The 15135-nt window shown below is 59.0% G+C and carries 10 protein-coding genes; 3 read left to right on the top strand and 7 right to left on the bottom strand.

The window, feature by feature from the left end:
• Positions 1 to 44: 44 nt before the first annotated feature.
• Complete coding sequence (locus ACZZ0A_RS15090) at positions 45 to 2084, bottom strand: NADPH-dependent 2,4-dienoyl-CoA reductase (RefSeq protein ID WP_123376237.1); 2040 nt, start codon at positions 2082 to 2084, stop codon at positions 45 to 47.
• A gap of 208 nt (positions 2085 to 2292) precedes the next feature.
• Between ACZZ0A_RS15090 and ACZZ0A_RS15095 the strand changes: the two genes are divergently transcribed.
• Together ACZZ0A_RS15095 and ACZZ0A_RS15100 are read left to right on the top strand one after the other, a co-directional pair.
• Positions 2293 to 3423 (top strand): nitrilase-related carbon-nitrogen hydrolase, encoded by a 1131-nt coding sequence (locus ACZZ0A_RS15095; protein ID WP_414893854.1) that lies wholly within the window; start codon positions 2293 to 2295, stop codon positions 3421 to 3423.
• A gap of 3 nt (positions 3424 to 3426) precedes the next feature.
• Positions 3427 to 4467, top strand: a complete 1041-nt coding sequence (locus tag ACZZ0A_RS15100) for an AraC family transcriptional regulator (protein WP_463543397.1) — start codon at positions 3427 to 3429, stop codon at positions 4465 to 4467.
• Positions 4468 to 4886: 419 nt separating this feature from the next.
• Here the strand turns inward: ACZZ0A_RS15100 and ACZZ0A_RS15105 are convergent, their stop codons facing one another.
• Positions 4887 to 5747 carry a DUF2242 domain-containing protein gene (locus ACZZ0A_RS15105; protein WP_414893856.1) on the bottom strand — a complete coding sequence of 287 codons (861 nt, stop codon included), beginning with the start codon at positions 5745 to 5747 and terminating at the stop codon, positions 4887 to 4889.
• A gap of 92 nt (positions 5748 to 5839) precedes the next feature.
• Positions 5840 to 6739: a LysR family transcriptional regulator gene (locus ACZZ0A_RS15110; RefSeq protein WP_447786219.1), complete on the bottom strand. Its 900-nt coding sequence runs from the start codon at positions 6737 to 6739 to the stop codon at positions 5840 to 5842.
• 118 nt (positions 6740 to 6857) lie between these two features.
• On the opposite strand from ACZZ0A_RS15110, the gene ACZZ0A_RS15115 reads away from it, so the two are divergent.
• Positions 6858 to 8063, top strand: a complete 1206-nt coding sequence (locus ACZZ0A_RS15115; protein ID WP_463543398.1) for an MFS transporter — start codon at positions 6858 to 6860, stop codon at positions 8061 to 8063.
• A 624-nt stretch (positions 8064 to 8687) separates the two neighbouring features.
• Here the strand turns inward: ACZZ0A_RS15115 and ACZZ0A_RS15120 are convergent.
• From ACZZ0A_RS15120 to clpX, 4 genes are all read right to left on the bottom strand, one after another.
• Positions 8688 to 10559 (bottom strand): SurA N-terminal domain-containing protein, encoded by a 1872-nt coding sequence (locus ACZZ0A_RS15120; protein WP_007917317.1) that lies wholly within the window; start codon positions 10557 to 10559, stop codon positions 8688 to 8690.
• A 228-nt stretch (positions 10560 to 10787) separates the two neighbouring features.
• Positions 10788 to 11060 carry an HU family DNA-binding protein gene (locus ACZZ0A_RS15125; protein WP_003183171.1) on the bottom strand — a complete coding sequence of 91 codons (273 nt, stop codon included), beginning with the start codon at positions 11058 to 11060 and terminating at the stop codon, positions 10788 to 10790.
• A 148-nt stretch (positions 11061 to 11208) separates the two neighbouring features.
• On the bottom strand, positions 11209 to 13605 hold the full coding sequence (gene lon / locus ACZZ0A_RS15130; protein WP_007917325.1) for an endopeptidase La: 2397 nt from the start codon (positions 13603 to 13605) through the stop codon (positions 11209 to 11211).
• Between the two features lie 163 nt (positions 13606 to 13768).
• Positions 13769 to 15052, bottom strand: a complete 1284-nt coding sequence (gene clpX / locus ACZZ0A_RS15135) for an ATP-dependent Clp protease ATP-binding subunit ClpX (RefSeq protein WP_003223632.1) — start codon at positions 15050 to 15052, stop codon at positions 13769 to 13771.
• Positions 15053 to 15135: the final 83 nt, after the last annotated feature.

Raw genomic sequence — 15135 nt, forward strand, 5'->3', positions numbered from 1 at the left:
ACGCCTTCGCGAGCAGGCTCGCTCCCACAGGTTCAGCGCAGGGCTTAAAGTTCAGCGGCGAGGCGCGAACCCTGGTTGATCGCACGCTTGGCATCCAGCTCCGCCGCGACATCGGCGCCGCCGATCAGGTGCACGTTCTGCCCCGCCTCAACCAGACCGTCGTGCAGTTCACGCAGCGGATCCTGCCCCGCGCAAATCACAATGTTGTCCACCGCCAGCAGTTGGGGCTCGCCAGTTTCACCGATTCGAATGTGCAGGCCTTGGTCATCGATGCTCAGGTATTCAACGCTGTTAAGCATCTGCACCTGTTTGTTCTTCAAACCGGTACGGTGAATCCAGCCGGTGGTTTTACCCAGACCATCACCGACCTTGGTTTTCTTGCGCTGCAACAGAAACACTTCACGGGCCGGGGCATGCGGTGCGGCTTTGATCCCGGCGACGCCACCGCGAGCCTCCAGTTTGGTATCGATGCCCCACTCTTTCCAGAACGCGGCGCGATCCTGACTGGTGGCCACGCCTTCGTGGACAAGGAATTCCGACACGTCAAAACCGATACCGCCGGCGCCGATCACAGCGACACGCTTGCCGACCGGTTTACGCTCAAGGATCACATCCAGGTAGCTCAGCACCTTGGCGTTGTCGACGCCCGGAATCGCCGGCACACGCGGCGCAATGCCGGTGGCAAGGATGATTTCGTCGTACCCGCCTTCAACCAGTTTCGCCACGTCGACGCGGGTGTTCAGGCACACCTCAACGTTAGTGGTCTGCAGCTTGCGCTTGAAGTAACGCAGGGTTTCGAAAAACTCTTCCTTGCCCGGCACGCGCTTGGCGATGTTGAACTGGCCGCCGATTTCACTGGCCGAATCGAACAACGTCACCTGATGGCCGCGCTCGGCAGCTACAGTGGCGGCGGACAAACCGGCAGGGCCAGCGCCGACCACGGCGATTTTCTTGCTCTGCTGCACCGGCAGGTAGTTGAGTTCGGTTTCGTGGCACGCACGCGGGTTGACCAGACAGCTGGTCAGCTTGCCGCCGAAGGTGTGATCGAGGCACGCCTGGTTGCAACCGATGCAGGTGTTGATTTCGTCCGCACGACCTTCAGCGGCCTTGTTGACGAAGTCCGGGTCGGCGAGGAACGGCCGCGCCATCGAGACCATGTCGGCATCGCCCTCGGCAAGAATCTGCTCGGCGATTTCCGGGGTGTTGATGCGGTTGGTGGTGATCAGCGGGATCTTCACCGAGCCGCGCAGTTTGGCCGTGACCTTGCTGAACGCCGCACGCGGCACTTTGGTGGCGATGGTCGGGATCCGCGCTTCGTGCCAGCCGATGCCGGTGTTGATGATGGTCGCACCGGCCTGCTCGATGGCTTTGGCCAGGGTGACGATCTCGTCCCAGGTGCTGCCGCCCTCGACCAGATCGAGCATCGACAGACGGAAAATGATGATGAAGTTCGGGCCGACGGCTTCGCGTACACGGCGAACGATTTCCACCGGCAGGCGCATACGGTTTTCGTAGCTGCCACCCCAACGGTCGGTGCGGTGATTGGTGTGCGCGGCGAGGAACTGGTTAATGAAATACCCTTCCGAGCCCATGATCTCGACGCCGTCATACTCGGCGGTCTGCGCCAGTACCGAGCAGGTGACGAAATCGTTGATCTGCTTCTCGATGCCTTCTTCGTCCAGCTCTTTGGGCTTGAACGGGTTGATCGGGGCCTGGATCGCACTCGGCGCGACCTGCTTCGGGCTGTAGGCATAACGCCCAGCGTGAAGGATCTGCATGCAGATCTTGCCGCCCGCGTCGTGCACCGCGCGGGTGACGATGCGGTGCTTGAGCGCTTCCTCCTCGGTGGTCAGCTTGGCCGCACCAGAATAGACGCCGCCCTCGTCGTTCGGACCGATACCGCCAGTGACCATCAGGCCAACGCCGCCTCGGGCACGCTCAGCGAAGTACGCCGCCATGCGCTCGAAACCACCCGGTTTTTCTTCAAGGCCCGTGTGCATCGAGCCCATCAGGGTGCGGTTGCGTAGCGTGGTGAATCCCAGGTCCAGCGGGGCCAACAGGTGCGGGTAATGAGCGGCGGTCATCGGTAACTCCACAACGAGCAATCACGGAAAAGTTGCGGGAGCTCTGCGGCCCCCATCAGTCATGTTCGACAGACTAAGAGTCGTATCGCTGTCACTCAATGACCGTAACTGACAACTTATTGATCCAAATGCGCAGCGCCCCTTGGCAACCGGAGCCATGGGCCCTACCCTAGTCGCCATACCCTGCACCCGGTAGTTGTTGGTTTTCATGCGCAAACTTTTGTACCTGTTTTTTTCCATGGCCCTCGTTGCCGCCCTGACCACCTACGCCATGTGGGCGGCGGACCGGCCGGCGGGGCATTACCTGTCGGACTTACGCATTAAAGTCGCGGTCGATCAGGGCACCCCAGCCGATCGCGGCAATCTGCTGGGCATCCAGCCCGAACTGTTTCCCACCGATTATCAAAGCGCCGAACGCTTGCACCGCAAACTCGCGGCTTATCTGCAGCAAGCCCAGGATCAAGGCCTGCTGAATGACAAAACCGTCGTGGTATTGCCGGAAAACGTCGGCACCTGGTTGCTGCTCAGCGGTGAAAAAGACGAGCTGTATCAGGCCCCGACCCTCGCCGAGGCGATGAACTGGCTGGCGGCGAGCAATCCGTTGTTGTTCGCCCGCGCCTGGTTCAGTGCCAACGGCAGTGACCGCCTCAATGACGCGTACCTGCGCATGAAATCCAAGGCGATGGCCAAGGATTACCAGGCACTGTTCGGTGGTCTGGCCAAAGAGTTTCATGTGACGCTGGTGGCGGGTTCGATCGTGCTGCCGGAACCGAGCATCCGTGATGGCCAGCTCAAACCCGGCAGCGGTGCGCTGTTCAACAGCAGCGTGGTGTTCGGCCGTGACGGCGTGCCGCTGGGTCAGCCGCAACGGCAGATGCACCCGGTGTTCGATCAACGTGAAGTGATCGAAGGTGCAGACAAACATGCGCTCAACGTGGTCGACACCCCGGCCGGACGCCTCGGTGTGCTGATTGGCAGCGACAGTTGGTATCCGGACAATTACCGCAAACTCGATGAGCAAAACGCACAATTGGTTGCGGTGCCGGCGCAGGTGTTCGGCCAAGGCGCGTGGAATCAGCCATGGCGCGGTTACAAAGGTTCAAGTACCCCGGGCTCGGTCAGTCTCAAACCCGGTGAGCTTACAGAAGGACAGGCTTGGCATCGGTTGACGCTGACCGCGCAGCCACCGAGCAGCCGAGCGATCGCCGGCATCAGTGTGTTCCTGCGCGGGCAGTTCTGGGACAAGGCCAGTGCCGGTCAGAGTTTCCTCAGCAGCAACGGTCAGCAGTTCGCCGATGGCGAGGCCCGTGGCGCGCGTTTGTTGAACATCTGGTTGTAAGCCATGAAACCGCTGCCGATGCGTCTGGGGGATCTGTCGGTGGGCTTCGTGCACAGCCTCGCCGATGCCGTGCGCAGTCATGCGGTCGATCCGCAGCCGCTCCTCGAGCAATATGGCCTCGACGCCGCACGGCTGGCCGAGGCCGGGGCGCGTTTGTCGATTCCGCGCTATATGCGCCTGGGCCACGCGGCGATTCAACTGACCGGCAATTCGGCGTTGGGATTGCGCATGGGCCAGCTCAGTCGCCTGAGCCAGGCCGGGCTGGCCGGTGTCACCGCCGCACAAGCGCCGACCGTGCGTGAGGCCGCGCGCTGCCTGATCCGTTTCGAAGCGTTGTACGGCTCCAATTATCGCGGCCAGTCGAGTTTCCACGAAGACGCCCATGGCGCGTGGCTGCGTTTCTATTCGATCAGCCCGTACAACGCCTATAACCGTTTTGTCGTGGACTCAATCATCGCCGGGTGGTTGCATCAGCTCTCCAGTGTCAGCGGTGAACCGCTGCGCGCCGAACGCATTGAAATCGAATTCGATGAGCCCGATTACCGCGAGGCTTACAGCGTGCTGGGGGATTGCCCGATCCAGTTCGGTGCCGAGCGTAATCAACTGCGCCTGAACCTCAACAGCCTCGCACAGCGCAATCCCGAGCATTGCCCGAGTACCTGGCGGCATCTGCTGCAGTTGTGTGAGCGGGAACTTGAGCAATTGACCCGAACCCGCAGCCTGCGCGAACGCATCACTCAGCTATTGGGGCCGTTGCTCAATGGCGGCCGGGAACCCGACCTGGAAGAAGTGGCGGCACGCCTGAAGCTGCCGACCTGGACGTTGCGGCGCAAACTGGCCGAGGAAGGCACGCAGTTTCGCGCGATCCTCAACGACACGCGTCGGGATCTGGCGATGACCTACATCCGCGACACCGAACTGGCTTTTGGAGAAATCGCCTACCTGCTCGGTTTCGCTTCAGCCGAAGCGTTCCAGCGAGCCTTTAAACGCTGGAGCGGTCAGACGCCCGGCGAATTCCGCCGCAGTCACCGCAAAACGGCATAAAAGCGGCTGCGCGTTACCAGCTTCAAGCTGCAAGTCAAAGCTCGGTGGCGTCTTCGGCGGGCTCGGGTTGATCCAGTTCAAAGGCCTGATACTCGAGCAGCTCTTCTTGATATTCATCCATCGTGTAATCCCCCTGCTGCTCTCTTGAATGGGCCTGAGCAAATGCCCAGTACCTCGAGCTTAACGTGCTCGTGTGAAGGAAAAGTGAAACCCGGCCTTCATGATTAAAACGTAGCAGGTGGTCAGGAATTTATCGCGGGAATTTTGTCAGGGGAATGTAACGAGATTTTAAGCCACCGCAAAAACCACTGTGGGAGCGAGCCTGCTCGCGAAGGCGGCCAGTCAGTCACATGCGTGCTGAATGTTCCGACGCTTTCGCGAGCAGGCTCGCTCCCACAGGGATTTGCGGTGAGGCTGGTTTATTGGCCGGACGCTGGCATCGCCGGAATCGGCTCGGATGGCGGCGGGATGTCCGGGTTGGCCGGTGGCGTGATGGTTTCGGTCGTCGGCGCCGGTGCAGGTTCTGCGCTCGGCGCCGGAGTGATCGGCGCGGCCTCTGCCGGTGGCGCAACCGGTTCAGACGTCACTGGCGCGGCCTCGGCGGGTGCGGGAGCGGGCTCCGCTGCAGGCGCAGGGGTTGCGGCGGGCGCAGGCGTTGGAGTCGGCGTTGGCGCCAGCGCTGCCGGAGCCGCCTTCGCCTCAGGCACACCGAGGTCAGCCTTCGGCTTCTCTTCAATGTGCGCAGCTTTCTTTGCTTCCGCCGGCAGGAACAACTCCACCAGCGTGAAGAAGCGCTCATAGAACTTCTGCGACGTCACCGTCTCGCTGGCAACCTTGACCATCGAATCGTCGGACGAGCCGATCGGCATCGACACCGAACCCAACACACCCACGCCGAGGCTGGCGGAGTTGTTGGTCTTCTTCAGCGCATAACGATCCTGCAAGGCGTTGGCAAACATCGTCGCATGGTGCCCGACACTGCCGTCATCGGCGCAGACCACGTTGAAGCTGATCTCCATGTGGGTGTCGCCGGTTTGCTGGAAACTCTTGTGGCCACTGACCAGTTTCGGGTCACTGCTGGTGATGATGTAGCCCTGGCTGAGCAACGCACGACGGGCCGCTTCGCAACTGACCGAATCGGTCACCGGGTAATTGCGCGAAAACGTACCAGAGTCATCGAAGTTCTCATGCTCATACATCGGCTTGTCTTTCGAACAGCCGGCAACAGCGGTCAACAACAGCGCCAACCCGACAACACGCATGGGAGTGGAAATCAACATTGAACATCCTGAGAGAAAACAGTCCGGGGCGTATTGTGCAACAGATCACGACCCTGCGGCGCATGGATTAGTGTCTTAAAGCAGTTACAACTCTATCGACCGCGCGTTGCGGGAAAAAGTCGCAACGCCAGATGATCGATGAACACGCGCAGTTTCGCCGTGGCGTGGCGACTCGATGGCCATAGGACCCAGAACTGCCCGGTGTGTTCCAGATGCGCATCCAGCACCCGCTGCAAGCGCCCTTGGGCCTCGGCCTCACGGGTCATGAAATCAGGCAGACAGGCAATGCCCATACCGGCCAGCACCGCGTGGCTCACGGCCTCGATGGACGTACTGACCAGCCGCGTCGGCAACGTCGGCTCGGCGGCACTTTGCGCGCGGATCAGCGGCCATGTTTCCAGTTTGCCGGTCGCATGAAACGTATGCCGCAGGCACGCGTGCGCTGCCAGATCGCCCGGCGTTTGTGGCACACCGCGTTGCGCCAGATAGGCCGGGCTGGCCACCAGCACCATGTGAAAATCGCCCAACGGTCGCGCCATCAGTCGCGAATCTCGCGGTTTGCCGGTACGGATCACCGCGTCGAAACCTTCCTCAACCACATCGACCATGCGATCGGTCAAATCCAGATCCAGTTCAATCTGCGGGTACAACCCCATGAACTCGGTCATGACCGGCATCACCAGGCCATGCACCTGCGGCAGGCTGATGCGTAACTTGCCATGGGGTTTGGCGGCGGCATCACACAACTCGAATTCCGCCGCCTCGACTTCAGCGAGGATCTTGCGACAGCGCTCCAGAAACAGCGCGCCCTCACTGGTCAGCGTGACGCTGCGCGTGGTGCGTTGGAACAGGCGCACGCCGAGTCGCGCCTCCAGCCGCGCGATACTTTTGCCCACCGCCGACGATGACACCCCTTGCAAGCGGCCAGCCTCAGTGAAACTGCGCGTTTCGGCGACCTGAACAAACACCGAAATACTGCCCAGGCTATCCATACCACTCTCCCATTGCTGACATCCGTGTCCGATATGTTCGGAACCTTAACCCGTTTTTCACCGATGTGCAGCGCTCTACCCTGTGCTCCTCGTCAACTCTGCACACGGATGCCGGCTCATGAACGACGCACAACTCGAATGCCCCGCACTTGAACAACCCGCCGAACGCCGCGAGCGATTACCCCTTGCTGCGCTGCTGGCACTGGCCACCGCCGGATTCATTACGGTCATGACCGAAGCCATGCCCGCCGGCCTGTTGCCGCAGATGAGCAGCGGCCTGAATGTCTCCCAGGCGCTGATCGGGCAATTGGTCACGCTGTACGCAATCGGCTCGATTCTGGCAGCGATTCCACTGACGATCGCCACCCGCGGCTGGCGGCGCAGACCGCTGCTGCTGTCCGCCATCGGCGGCTTTGCCATCGCCAACAGCATCACCGCGCTGTCGGAGCTGTACTGGCTAACGTTGATTGCACGTTTCATTGCCGGCGTATTTGCCGGATTACTATGGGCACTGCTGGCCGGATATGCGAGCCGTATGGTCGCCCCGCACCTGCAAGGCCGCGCCATCACCGTGGCCATGCTCGGCGCGCCGCTCGCGCTATCGCTGGGAATACCCGTCGGCACCCTGCTCGGCAGCCTGATCGGTTGGCGTCTGAGCTTCGCGATCATGACCGCGCTGACCGTAGTGTTGGTGGTCTGGGTACGCTGGCAAGTACCGGACTTCGCCGGCGAACGCGTGGGAAAGCGCATGCCGCTGCGTCAGGTGTTTAACTTGCCGGGCGTGCGAGCCGTATTGTTTGTCACCCTCACCTACGTCGTCGCGCACAACTTGCTCTACACCTACATCGCGCCCTTTCTGCAGCTTTCCGGGCTGGATACCAATGTCGACCGCGTGTTGCTGGTATTCGGCCTCGCCTCGGTGCTGAGCCTGTGGATCGTCGGCAGCCTGATCGACCGTTGGCTACGCGAACTGGTATTGATCAGCGCCGGATTGTTCATGCTCTCGGCGATAGCACTGGGTCTGTGGCGCGACTCGCCGAATGTGGTGTACATCGCCACCGCTGTGTGGGGACTGGCGTTTGGCGCAATGCCATCGCTGCTGCAGACCGCCTCAGCGAAAACCGCGAAAGAGGCTGCTGACACAGCGCAATCGATGCTGGTGACGTTGTGGAATGTCGGGATTGCTGGCGGTGGTTTGATGGGTGGTGTGTTGCTGGGCAACCTCGGTGTGGGGGCGTTTCCGTGGATCGTTGCAGGGTTGTTGGTGTTGACCCTGTCAGTAACTATCAAAGCTCGGAAACATGGTTTTCCAAGAGCCGAATGAGACCGAATGAGCTGTTGGATTGAGACCTGACCGCTGGAAATCGGCCGATTGACAGGCCGCCATCGCGAGCAGGCTCACTCCTACAATGGAACTGAGTACATCAGACAGAAGATGGGTCGGCTGTCAGGCCGCCTTCGCGAGCAAGCTCGCTCCCACAGTTAATTTGTATACCGCCCACGCGGCAAAGCCGCCCCACTCAACAGGATGAGCGTTAGCTCGGCTGCAGCTTTTGATCTTGATCTGAAGGCCCGTCGGCAGGCTGAGTGGAGGGATTTATCCGGGGGTGGGAGCGCAGCGACCGTTCGACGAAGTCGAACACATCGAGAGGAGGTGCAGCGAAGCAAACCGTAGGCGATGCCCCCGGATGAATCCCGGAGCGAAGGAACCCCGAGCCCCAGCGAGCGGGCCGAACGTCAGGGCACAGACCTTTGGTTACTTTGGGGCGTTTGCCAAAGTGACCCGCCGTAAGGGCGGAACCGCCAGCGGCAACACCCGCAGAAACGGATATTCATAAAAAACACCCGCAGCATGGCCGGCCCAGAGGCCGCCACGCCCAGCCACCCAGCGAAAAAAAAGCCCCGACCTATTCAGGCCGGGGCTTTCACATTACATCTCAGTCAACCATCAAAACCGCTTGATCTCAGCCTGAGCTTCCAACTGCTTGCGATACGCCGCAAAGTCCTGCTGCCCCTCACGCGAAGCAAGGAAACGACGGTACTGAACCTTCTCTTCATCCGTCGGCGCAGCCGCTTCGTTAACGCCATTCAGACGCACGATCATCAGACTGCCATCGGGCAACGTCACGCTGGTGAACGTCGGCTTGTCCTTGGCAGCCGGCTTCGGCATACGGAACAACGCCTGCAGCACCGCCGGATCAACACCTTCCTGACCACGAGTGGCCGCTTCGGTGGCTTTCCAGTTCTGACCCTCAACTGCCTTGTCCAACGGCGCCTTGCCATCACGCAGATCAGCAATCAGCTTCTCGGCCTTGGTCTTGGCAGCCGCACTGGCGTGCTCTTTGGTCAACTGAGTGCGGATGGCCACATTCACGCTTTCCAGCGGCAGTTGCGCAGGCTTCAGGTGCTCCTTGGAACGCAGCACGATCACGGTTTCCGGATCCAGCTCGATGGCGGTGCTGTTGGCACCTTCGTCGATCACTTCAGTGCTGAAAGCAGCAGTGACCACGGCACGGTTGGCTGCAACACCTTCGCCACCTTCACGGCCGAACGGCTTGGAGGTGTGCACGGTCAGCTTCAGATCCGCCGCTGGCTGAGCCAGGTCAGACGCTTCGAACGCCGAGTCTTCCAGTTGCTTGGTCGCCTCGACAAAACGCTGCTCGACCTGTGCGGCTTTCAGCTCGCGGGTCAGCTTGTCTTTCAGGCTGGCCAGAGTCGGCACTTCAGGCGCTTCCACACCCAGCAGCTTGATCAAGTGGTAACCGAAGTCAGTACGAATCGGCTCGGACACCTGGTCTTTCGACAAGGAGTACAAGGCTTTTTCGAACGCCGGGTCGTAAACACCCGGACCTGCATAACCGAGGTCACCACCGTTGTTGGCCGAACCCGGGTCCTGCGAGAACTCCTTGGCCAGCGCTTCGAACTTCTCGCCCTTGGCCAGACGCGCCTGGACTTCGTCGATCTTCGCCTTGGCCTGAGCTTCGGTGGTCTTGTCGTTCACTTCGATCAGAATGTGCGCGGCACGACGCTGTTCCGACAGGTTGGCGATCTCTTTCTGATACGCCGCCTGCAGGTCTTCGTCCTTGACCGCAACCTGATCGAAGAACGAAGACTTCTTCAGTTCTACGTAATCGATGATCACTTGATCCGGAGTCATGAACTCCTTGGCGTGCTCGTCGTAGTACGCCTTGACTTCGTCGTCGGTCAGTTTGACCGCTGCCGGGTCAGCCTTGACGTTCAGGGTGGCGAAATCGCGGGTCTGTTTTTCCAGACGGGCAAATGCCAACACTTCAGCGTCGGTGACGAAACCGCTGCCAGCCACACCGGCACGCAGTTGGCCGATCAGCATTTCCTGAGCCAGCATCTGGCGGAATTGCATACGGCTGTAACCCAGTTGACGGATCACCTGGTCAAAGCGCTCGGAGCTGAACTTGCCGTCCACCTGGAATTCAGGTGTTTGCAGGATCACTTGGTCCAGTGCGCCTTCGGAGAAAGCGAATTTCGCTTGTTCGGCGCCTTGCAGCAGCAGCTTGCGATCGATCAGACCCTTGAGGGCCGATTCGCGCAGCATTTTCTCATCAAGCAAGGAAGCATCGAAGTCTTTGCCCAACTGTTGCATCAACTGACGGCGTTGCATATCAACGGCCTGACTCAGTTCGTTCTGGCTGATTTCTTCACCGTTGACCTTGGCCGCCTCATTCTTGTGAGTCGTGGCCTGGAAAATGGCGTCGAAACCGGTCAGAGCCATCAGTGCAACGATGACCCCGATAATGGTCTTGGCAATCCAGCCTTGTGAATTGTCCCTGATATTCTGCAGCATGCGTCCCCCAGAAACGGTTGAACTTCAAAATTAGGCAACCGTGGAGCGTGGGTAGAATCCGGATAGAAGAAAGGCGCATCCGAGGATGCGCCTTCTCGTAACTGGCGGAGCGGACAGGGCTCGAACCCTCGATCCCGGCGTTACAAGCCACTGTTTCAGCGACCTGCTCTACCGCTCCGCTGCCAAGTCAGGCATGACCCCGACCCGGATGGGTAAAAACCTGAAAACTTAGTTAACAGCTTCTTTCAGTGCTTTACCGGCTTTGAAACCTGGTTTCTTGGCAGCCGGGATTTCCAGAGTCTTGCCGGTCTGAGGGTTACGACCGGTACGAGCCGGACGGTCCGTCACGGAGAAAGTACCGAAACCAACCAGAACAACGGAGTCGCCAGCCTTCAGAGCGCCAGTGACGGATTCGATTACAGCGTCCAGCGCACGGCCAGCAGCAGCTTTCGGGATATCAGCGGATGCAGCGATAGCATCAATCAGTTCCGACTTGTTCACTCTAAGTCCCCTTATATCTATTTTGAGATGATTCTAAGTTTTTTGGTGAAAGCAAAAACGAGTGCTGAATGGCCTACAGACACTTAAGAGCCGCTTTATAACAAGGGCTCTAAAAAACTGTCAAGGAAGCCCCCCAGTCAAAAGCGTATTAATGCGTGCTAATTCTTTCCTTAGAGTCAGACTCACGTTTTTCGTCCTTGGCAACTATCTCCGGAGCCACATCCGGCAAGGGCTCCGGCGCGTATTGCAGCGCAATTTGCAGGACCTCGTCAATCCATTTAACCGGTTTAATCTGCAGATCCTGCTTGATATTGTCAGGAATCTCCTTCAGATCACGCACGTTCTCTTCCGGAATAATCACAATCTTGATTCCGCCGCGGTGAGCCGCCAGCAATTTTTCCTTCAGACCACCAATTGCCAGCACCTGACCACGCAGGGTAATTTCACCGGTCATGGCGACATCGGCGCGCACCGGAATGCCGGTCAATGCCGACACCAGCGCCGTGCACATGCCTACACCAGCGCTAGGGCCGTCCTTCGGGGTCGCCCCTTCGGGCATGTGGATGTGCGTGTCGCGCTTCTCGTGGAAGTCCAGAGGAATGCCCAGGCTCTTGGCGCGGCTGCGCACTACAGTGAGCGCAGCAGTGATCGATTCGACCATTACATCGCCCAGCGAACCGGTCTTGATCAACTGACCTTTACCCGGCACAACCGCGGCTTCGATGGTCAGCAATTCGCCGCCCACCTGTGTCCAGGCAAGGCCGGTCACCTGACCGATCTGATCCTGCTGTTCGGCCAGACCGTAGCGGAATTTGCGCACACCCAGGAAGTGCTCCAGCAGATCAGCTGTCACTTTCACCGAGAAGCGTTTTTCCAGTGCGTGCTCTTTAACAGCCTTGCGGCAGACCTTGGCGATCTGACGTTCGAGGCCACGCACACCGGCTTCACGGGTGTAGTAACGGATGATGTCGCGAATCGCTTCTGCGTCGAATTCCAGCTCGCCCTTCTTCAGACCGTTAGCGGCGATCTGTTTAGGCGAGAGGTATTTGACCGCGATGTTGATCTTCTCGTCTTCGGTGTAGCCCGGCAGACGGATCACTTCCATCCGGTCGAGCAGCGCCGGCGGGATGTTCATCGAGTTCGAGGTGCACAGGAACATCACATCGGAAAGGTCGTAATCGACTTCCAGATAGTGGTCGTTGAAGTTGTGGTTCTGCTCTGGATCGAGCACTTCCAGCAATGCCGATGCCGGGTCGCCACGCATGTCACTGCCCATTTTGTCGATTTCATCGAGCAGGAACAGCGGGTTGCGCACACCCACTTTTGTCATCTTTTGAATCAATCTTCCCGGCATCGAACCGATGTAAGTCCGACGGTGACCGCGAATTTCCGCTTCATCACGCACGCCACCGAGGGCCATGCGCACGAATTTGCGGTTGGTGGCGTGAGCGATCGACTCTGCCAGCGAGGTTTTACCCACGCCCGGAGGACCAACCAGACACAACACCGGGCCACGGATTTTCTTCACGCGTTTTTGCACGGCGAGGTATTCAAGGATACGTTCCTTGACCTCTTCGAGGCCGTAGTGATCGGCATCGAGAATGTCTTCTGCACGCGCCAGGTCCAAGCGAACCTTGCTTTGCGCCTTCCACGGCACTTGCACCAGCCAGTCGATGTACGAGCGCACCACCGTGGCCTCAGCGGACATCGGCGACATCTGCTTGAGCTTGTTCAGCTCGGCCGTGGCCTTGGCCAACGCGTCTTTCGGCAGACCGGCAGCGTCGATACGCTTTTTCAGGTCTTCGATTTCGTTGTGGCCTTCGTCGCTGTCGCCGAGCTCTTTCTGAATGGCCTTCATCTGCTCATTCAAGTAGTACTCGCGCTGACTGCGCTCCATTTGCTTTTTGACGCGGCCACGAATGCGTTTTTCGACTTGCAGCAGATCGATCTCGGCATCCAGCAACGCCAGAACGTGCTCGACCCGGGCCGACAAATCGATGATTTCGAGGATTTCCTGCTTCTGCTCGATTTTCAGCGCCATGTGCGCCGCCATGGTGTCGACCAGGCGACCCGGCTCATCGATGCTGTTGAGCGACGACAGGACTTCAGCCGGGACTTTCTTGCCCAACTGCACATATTGTTCGAACTGCGACAGCAGCGTGCGCACGAACACTTCGGATTCGCGCTCGGCAGCGTCGACTTCTTCAATCAGCGAAACTTCAGCACGGCAGTGGCCGTCGACTTCGCTGAAGCGTTCGACGGTGCCACGCTGCTCACCCTCGACGAGAACCTTTACGGTGCCGTCAGGCAGCTTCAGAAGCTGTAGAACAGTGGCGATGGTACCTACGCGATAGAGAGCGTCTTCACCGGGATCGTCGTCAGCCGGGTTTCTCTGGGCCAGCAGGAGGATCTGCTTGTCGCCCGTCATCGCGGCCTCGAGGGCTTCGATGGATTTCTCGCGCCCCACGAACAGCGGGATAACCATGTGCGGATAAACCACGACATCACGCAATGGCAGGAGAGGCAATTCGATGGTCGTCTTCATGATTTCGCCTCTACGGCGGCCATATGGCCGTAATCAGATGGAATTGAGCTTGAAACCAAGATGGGGGCTGCCTTGAAAAAAAACAAGCGCTAAGCGGATGTAAAAAATGACATAAAAAAAAAGAGGCCCGAAGGCCCCTTCTTTATTCCAGCAGACTGGACGCTTACGCGTCCGGCGCTGCCTTGGCTGTCGGCTCACTGTTCTCGTAGATATACAGTGGCTTGGACTTGCCTTCGATCACGCTTTCATCGATCACGACTTTGCTCACCTCGGACTGCGAGGGGATTTCATACATCGTGTCGAGCAGTACACCTTCGAGAATCGAACGCAGACCACGGGCACCGGTTTTACGTTCCAGGGCACGCTTGGCGACCGATTTCAGCGCGTCGGTCCGGAATTCCAGATCCACGCCTTCCATCTCGAACAGCTTGGCATACTGTTTGGTCAGAGCATTTTTCGGCTCGGTGAGGATCTGCATCAGCGCAGCCTCATCCAGCTCGTCCAGCGTCGCGAGGACCGGCAGACGACCGACGAACTCCGGGATCAGACCGAACTTGACCAGATCGTCAGGCTCGACTTCACGCAGGGATTCACCGACTTTCTTGCCTTCTTCCTTGCTGCGCACTTCCGCGTTGAAGCCGATGCCGCCCTTGGTGGAACGGTTTTGAATAACCTTTTCCAGACCAGAGAACGCACCACCGCAGATGAACAAGATGTTACGGGTGTCGACCTGCAGGAATTCCTGCTGCGGGTGCTTGCGACCACCTTGCGGCGGTACGGAAGCAACCGTGCCTTCGATCAACTTCAGCAAGGCCTGTTGCACGCCTTCACCGGAAACGTCCCGGGTGATCGACGGGTTGTCGGACTTGCGGGAAATCTTGTCGATTTCGTCGATGTAGACAATACCCATCTGGGCTTTCTCTACGTCGTAATCGCACTTCTGCAGCAGCTTCTGAATGATGTTCTCGACATCTTCACCCACGTAACCCGCCTCGGTGAGGGTGGTTGCGTCGGCAATGGTGAACGGAACGTTCAGCAAGCGGGCCAGTGTTTCGGCCAGCAGGGTTTTACCGGAGCCTGTCGGGCCGATCAGCAGGATGTTGCTCTTGCCGAGTTCGACGTCGTCAGCCTTTTTGTCACGCTGGTTCAGGCGCTTGTAGTGGTTGTACACCGCTACGGCCAAAACCTTTTTGGCACGCTCCTGACCAATGACGTACTGGTCAAGGATGCCGCTGATTTCTTTAGGCGAAGGCAATTTATGCGCGCTGCTTTCGGCCTGGGCTTCCTGCACCTCCTCACGGATGATGTCATTGCACAGGTCGACGCACTCGTCGCAGATAAAGACCGAGGGGCCGGCAATCAATTTGCGCACTTCATGCTGGCTTTTGCCACAGAAGGAGCAATAGAGCAGCTTGCCGTTGTCCTCGCCGTTGCGGGTGTCAGTCATTCGTTCGATCCAAATCCGATAGGCTTGCAACACAAGATGAAGGCTATTGCGGGCTTTTTCAAGCCCGCCGCTGATCAGACAAG

Source organism: Pseudomonas sp. AC242, assembly GCF_979258655.1.

Excerpts from the sequence above, each read along its gene's own strand:
- ACZZ0A_RS15095 (WP_414893854.1), top strand. The coding sequence starts at position 2,293 with ATGCGCAAACTTTTGTACCTGTTTTTTTCCATGGCCCTCGTTGCCGCC.
- ACZZ0A_RS15100 (WP_463543397.1), top strand. The coding sequence starts at position 3,427 with ATGAAACCGCTGCCGATGCGTCTGGGGGATCTGTCGGTGGGCTTCGTG.
- ACZZ0A_RS15110 (WP_447786219.1), bottom strand. The coding sequence starts at position 6,739 with ATGGATAGCCTGGGCAGTATTTCGGTGTTTGTTCAGGTCGCCGAAACG.
- lon (WP_007917325.1), bottom strand. The coding sequence starts at position 13,605 with ATGAAGACGACCATCGAATTGCCTCTCCTGCCATTGCGTGATGTCGTG.
- ACZZ0A_RS15105 (WP_414893856.1), bottom strand. The coding sequence starts at position 5,747 with ATGTTGATTTCCACTCCCATGCGTGTTGTCGGGTTGGCGCTGTTGTTG.
- ACZZ0A_RS15120 (WP_007917317.1), bottom strand. The coding sequence starts at position 10,559 with ATGCTGCAGAATATCAGGGACAATTCACAAGGCTGGATTGCCAAGACC.
- ACZZ0A_RS15090 (WP_123376237.1), bottom strand. The coding sequence starts at position 2,084 with ATGACCGCCGCTCATTACCCGCACCTGTTGGCCCCGCTGGACCTGGGA.
- clpX (WP_003223632.1), bottom strand. The coding sequence starts at position 15,052 with ATGACTGACACCCGCAACGGCGAGGACAACGGCAAGCTGCTCTATTGC.
- ACZZ0A_RS15115 (WP_463543398.1), top strand. The coding sequence starts at position 6,858 with ATGAACGACGCACAACTCGAATGCCCCGCACTTGAACAACCCGCCGAA.